Raw genomic sequence first — 4716 nt, 5'->3', positions numbered from 1 at the left:
ACCTACGCCGCCGGCGCCCAGGATCCTCGAGCGGATCTGATGCTCTCGCTGCTCGGGGCGTTCGCCGAGTTTGAGCGGGCCATCATCCGCGAACGCCAGGCTGAGGGCATCGCCATCGCCAAAGCGAAGGGCAAGTACAAGGGACGCAAGCGTGTCCTGACCGCCGAGCAGATCGACAAGGCCCGCGCCCGCATTGAGGCAGGGGAGGGACCATCGGCGATCGCACGTGATCTGGGGGTGGGACGCTCGACGTTGTATCGCGCACTACAACGTCAGACGAGCTAGTCGGCTTGATGTCCGCACTGAGGGGGACGGCGTCAGTTTGCAGTGCGCATCGGGCCGGCAGCGGCTCTGAGGGTTTCACCAACCACCGGGAGGGATCCCGGTATCGGACCAGTCGATCGTCTCGAACTGCTTCTGGTATGCCGAACGGTCGAAGATGAACCGGCCGAGTGGTTCGTAGTTCCAATCTCGGAACCCGCGACGGAAGTCGTGCCACTCGACGACGTCGTTGCGCACTTCGATACGCGCGGTCAATGGCCCGCAATCCCACTCCCCGCAGGTGCACCCCAAGAGGACCGTGTCCCCGTCACCGAAGAACGATGCTTCGGGGGCGCCGAGAAAGTGCTTAGGGCCCTTCACATTTGCTACCGCCATCGGTAGGTACGAACCGGCTGAACCATCCGTTTTCTTTGCCCGGATCTCCGCAGCCTCAATCTCTCGAACGTGTTCCGCCAGAGGCAGCCCGTCGATGATTAGCGCAACGCCCTTGAGGCCGGACACCGACGACGTGTCGTAAGACTCAAGATGGACGTCCAGCCGATTCAGGTTCATGGCACCACCGTATGCGCGCAAGTTGCTCTCGGAACCAGGTTTCTCTGCCCGCGTAAGTTTGGCCCGACCGGCAGAAGGGACTGCTGCCCCCACGGTGCACTCGCCCCTGGGGGACAACTGGTGTCTCGTTCGGCTGTATGTTCTCGGGGACATTGAGCTGGTGAGGGGAGCGGCGCGGTGGGGATGTATGGAGAGCTTCGTGAACGAGGGTTCGATCTGGTCTCGGACACCTCGGTCGCGGACTGGGCGAGTCGACGCCAGTCGGGTGACCTTCACCGTGTCGATTTCCAGGTGCCGGCTGGATTCGAAAAGTACTGCCGCATCTTGCACCGCGTTCACGGCCCGTCTGATGGCGGACTGTCCGACTCGTTCTTGCCGTGGTCTGATTACGCTCAGTCCGTCGGCCTTGCGATCCGTCCGGATACGCGCTGGTATGAGATCTCTCGACGCGATCTGCGACTACGCAGTATCAGCCCGGACGTGGGCGGGCTGGATAAAATCTCCGGACCTGCCTACCTCGAGTTCATAGTCGAACGCCTTCCCGCGGAGGCCCCCATCTTCGCGGGGTACTGGGATGGCATACAGCCACAGCACGAGCCGGGCACGAGCTTCCCCACGGCCCGTTTGGGCGTGCGTGACTACGTGCTATTTCGGGTATCGCTTGCGGCGCTCCTTGACGCATTTCGCTCGGAGTCAGGCTTCCTCTTCGACTTTCCCGCATTGCTCTGGCCGGAGAACAAGAGTTGGTACCTGTCAACGGAGGTGGACTACAACTCCACTCTCGTCGGAGGATCCGAGGAGTTCATCGACGCCCTTCTCGCCCACGAGCCCATCGAGGCTCTCCCTATCGGCCCGGATATTGATCTGACCTACCGAGCCGCCCCGTAACCCAGACCATCCCCATCAGCGGCGTGAAGAGCTACCACCATATAGCGATCGCACAAGACCGCCACATGTCGATGCGATCTCCTTTGGAGTCGACCGATTCCGGGGTCGGATCACACCGTCCCACAACCAAGGAACTGAGAGGCACGTATGACGGTAGTTTCGCGCAATCGAATCGCAGCAAACGAGACTGGGGGCGCCGATCCAACGCTCCCTCAGGTGATGGGTGAAGTGCCCGGACGTTAGCGGCAGTTAGGAAGCGGCGGCCTCACACGAGTAACGGCGGATAGATTCTCGTTCAGCGTCCCGATTGCCTCGTCGAACCATCCGTCATCGATCCAGAAGCGCTTGCCGGTTGCGGTGTTGTTCTTCGTCTCCGCGCGGTTGAGCCGCTGTCCCTGTTGGGGGTGAGTGGCGGGCCGTGCATGTAGAACGTCGTTCCGGACCGCCGCTACCGCGAACAATGCTTTGTATACCGCGACCAGGTAGTTCCTGATCTGAGGGTCTTCCACTTCACTCGCTGCGCTCTTCACGGCACTGGCTATGCCCGAAGTCGTCTTTGGTTCGAGGTGCTTCAGTGCGAGGGTGGCTGGTAGTCGATCAGCAAGACGGGGCAGATCGCCGAGGATGGTCCACTCGAGGTAGGAGACCGAATACGCTACTTCGCCCACCCTCGCGAGATACTGGTCGTCGGGAAGTGCGGCGCGTGAACGCTCCATGTCTGAATCCTCCTGCACCTACTCCCCACTCGCAGTAGGTACGGTGCATTTGGTCCTGCTCTGTGCGGCAGGCTTGTACGACACTTCAGTAAGACCCTGGACCACAGGTCGAGGAACCATTCCGACGGTCCGAGCCAGTGTCACGATGAAGGATCGTCAAATGCGACACCAGGCTGACGGCCCATGGTGACATGGGGGAGTTGCCACACTCCCCAGTGCCCTTCGCGGCCGTTCGGCTTTGGGTGTTCAGGTTGGCCCATCCCTGTTGCCGTCGGGCGCGGGACGTTTGCTCTCTGCGTCGGTCGCCGCCACCCAGACTCTGTACTCTTCGCCCTCCGCGAGAACGCGAGTGGCACGGGCGTCCGGGTCTCCCGGGCTGAGCGCGACAGTGTCGCCGTCGACGGAGTCGACGACGGCATCAAGGAACGCTGCGACTTGGCCAAGGTGGTGTTCTTCTCCGTCCAACTCGATGTTGAGTCTCTGCGTAACCGCGACATTGATACGTGACCCCGCAGTGAGCGTGGGGCGATCGGTGGCATCGATGGTGAATTCAAACGGTGACCAGGTGGTGCTAGCCGCTTGGCCTTGCAGGAGGGTTGCTGCTTCGAAGACATGTCGGAGTTCTCCCGCGGAGAGGGCGCTCGGGATGCGAAGCAGATCCGTGGAGTGCTGCTGGATTACGTTCAACGCTCGTACGAGCCGCGCCGTTAGATGGAGATTCGAATTTCGGTCGTGAGGGTAAGGAACAGTCCAGCTATAACGGCGCGGTCCGTGGCTGGGACTCAGTCCGATTGACACTCCGCGATCGACCGCATCCATGAATGAAACGGCATCGATGAGGTCGCCTGGCAATTGGCTATAGGCGTCCCAGTTCATACGGAAGTCTGCTTCGACTTCGATAGGCTCGAAGCGGGTCCTAAGTGCAAGCTCCACCTTGTCGGTCCGGTCAGCCCATACGGTTCGCTGGCCGCCGCGCACCCCTGACGTGAAGCTCTTCCGCTCCAACCGCAGTTCGGCGACGACATCACCTGTAGCGTCTCGGACTCCAACGGTGATGCTAGATGCGGGTTCCGGACCGCCCGCTTCGGCCGTGATGGCGGTGAAGTGGATCTCAGCACTGTCAATAGTGCCGCCGAGCCCGCCGGGGAGGTTGAGTTCTGCGGACGCAGCAGACGAGGGGATCGTGAGATCGGTTCCGAAATCGAGAAACTGCTCGAAGCTCTCGGCGAGTGCCGGGTCGCCGGTTACGTCGACCTGCACGGTAGTGGTTATCGGACGCTCGCTGAGGGCGGCAGCGAACTTTGCATACACCTTGATGTGGAGCCACATGGGGCCGTGTTGCTCGGCTGCGACAGCAACCAGCCAGGGCTCATCTACTTGGTGCGGGGGGCAATCGGATGTTCCGAAGTGGTACCGGTAGTGAGGGTCATTGTTTGCTGCACGTTGCAAGATCCTGATTCGGTCGCCGACGTCGGCAGGTTGCAAACGAGTCCCGCTACCAAGGGTCGTGTCACCGCGAATGATGGCGGTGAGATCGGCGAGTTGATCAGCGAGACGGTCCTTGCCCCCCTTGAGGTAATAATCGATGAGCTCTGGGTGGCGTGCCGCGAAAATGTCGAGCCGTGTCAGGCCCATCCATGACCACGTCGGGATGCCCAGAGATTTGACCTCCTCTTCGATTCGAGCGCGGTATCCGGGGCTTGAATCGCGGGGGATCACAAGGTGCCACTCGGTGATCGCCCATCCCTCTTGCCTTGACGTTTCGGCGACCGCCCTGAGCGACTTCCTCACTTGTCGGAACTCTGCGTTGGCAAACTTCAGGGGGAAGTTCTTGACTTGAAACACCTTGCGCTGGCTGTCGCCGTCGGGAACAAAGACATCGATGCCGCCGTCCGGGCCAGGTGTGAACTTCTGACCCAGCGGGTGGTCGGCGCACACCAGCATCGCGACGGTGTGTTCGAACTCGCCGCTGTCGAGGCGAGACCAGGGGACGCGTTCAGTGGACATGGATTCGCCAAGTACTCATCAAGACTTCATCGCGCGAGGGCACCGATCCAGTATCCCAATCGACTACGACGCAGGTTGACGAACAGATGCCGCGACGGGGGAGAGGGCGAAAGTTCGCTCGCTGCGCAGCCTCGACGGTGCGGCTTGTCATAAGACCTGGTTGCCGGTGCCGACTCGAGAGCCCGTCCAGCCGGCTGTGGCGGAACGTCATTGCCAGCCCCAGGTATGTGTCAGCGGCCAGTGTCAGCGGCCAGTGTCAGCGGCCAGTGTC

5 protein-coding genes are annotated in these 4716 nt (G+C 61.5%); 2 read left to right on the top strand and 3 right to left on the bottom strand.

Going from position 1 to position 4716, the window contains the following annotated elements:
* A partial coding sequence (locus G6031_RS16235; RefSeq protein ID WP_182653821.1) for a helix-turn-helix domain-containing protein occupies positions 1–285 on the top strand: 285 nt, incomplete at its 5' end.
* A 75-nt stretch (positions 286–360) separates the two neighbouring features.
* Here G6031_RS16235 and G6031_RS16230 read toward each other — a convergent pair.
* Positions 361–834: a hypothetical protein gene (locus tag G6031_RS16230; RefSeq protein ID WP_179523838.1), complete on the bottom strand. Its 474-nt coding sequence runs from the start codon at positions 832–834 to the stop codon at positions 361–363.
* A 480-nt stretch (positions 835–1314) separates the two neighbouring features.
* On the opposite strand from G6031_RS16230, the gene G6031_RS16225 reads away from it, so the two are divergent.
* Positions 1315–1722, top strand: coding sequence for a hypothetical protein (locus G6031_RS16225; RefSeq protein ID WP_182653820.1), 408 nt, complete (start codon positions 1315–1317; stop codon positions 1720–1722).
* A gap of 239 nt (positions 1723–1961) precedes the next feature.
* Here the strand turns inward: G6031_RS16225 and G6031_RS16220 are convergent, their stop codons facing one another.
* Positions 1962–2438 (bottom strand): hypothetical protein, encoded by a 477-nt coding sequence (locus tag G6031_RS16220; protein ID WP_179523836.1) that lies wholly within the window; start codon positions 2436–2438, stop codon positions 1962–1964.
* A gap of 246 nt (positions 2439–2684) precedes the next feature.
* Positions 2685–4445 (bottom strand): hypothetical protein, encoded by a 1761-nt coding sequence (locus G6031_RS16215; RefSeq protein ID WP_179523835.1) that lies wholly within the window; start codon positions 4443–4445, stop codon positions 2685–2687.
* Positions 4446–4716 lie beyond the last annotated feature (271 nt).

This window comes from Dietzia sp. CQ4 (assembly GCF_014145125.1).
Lineage (GTDB): Bacteria > Actinomycetota > Actinomycetes > Mycobacteriales > Mycobacteriaceae > Dietzia > Dietzia natronolimnaea.
The sequence above is the reverse complement of the archived record's forward strand: the minus strand, read 5'-3'. Positions and strand labels throughout refer to the sequence as shown.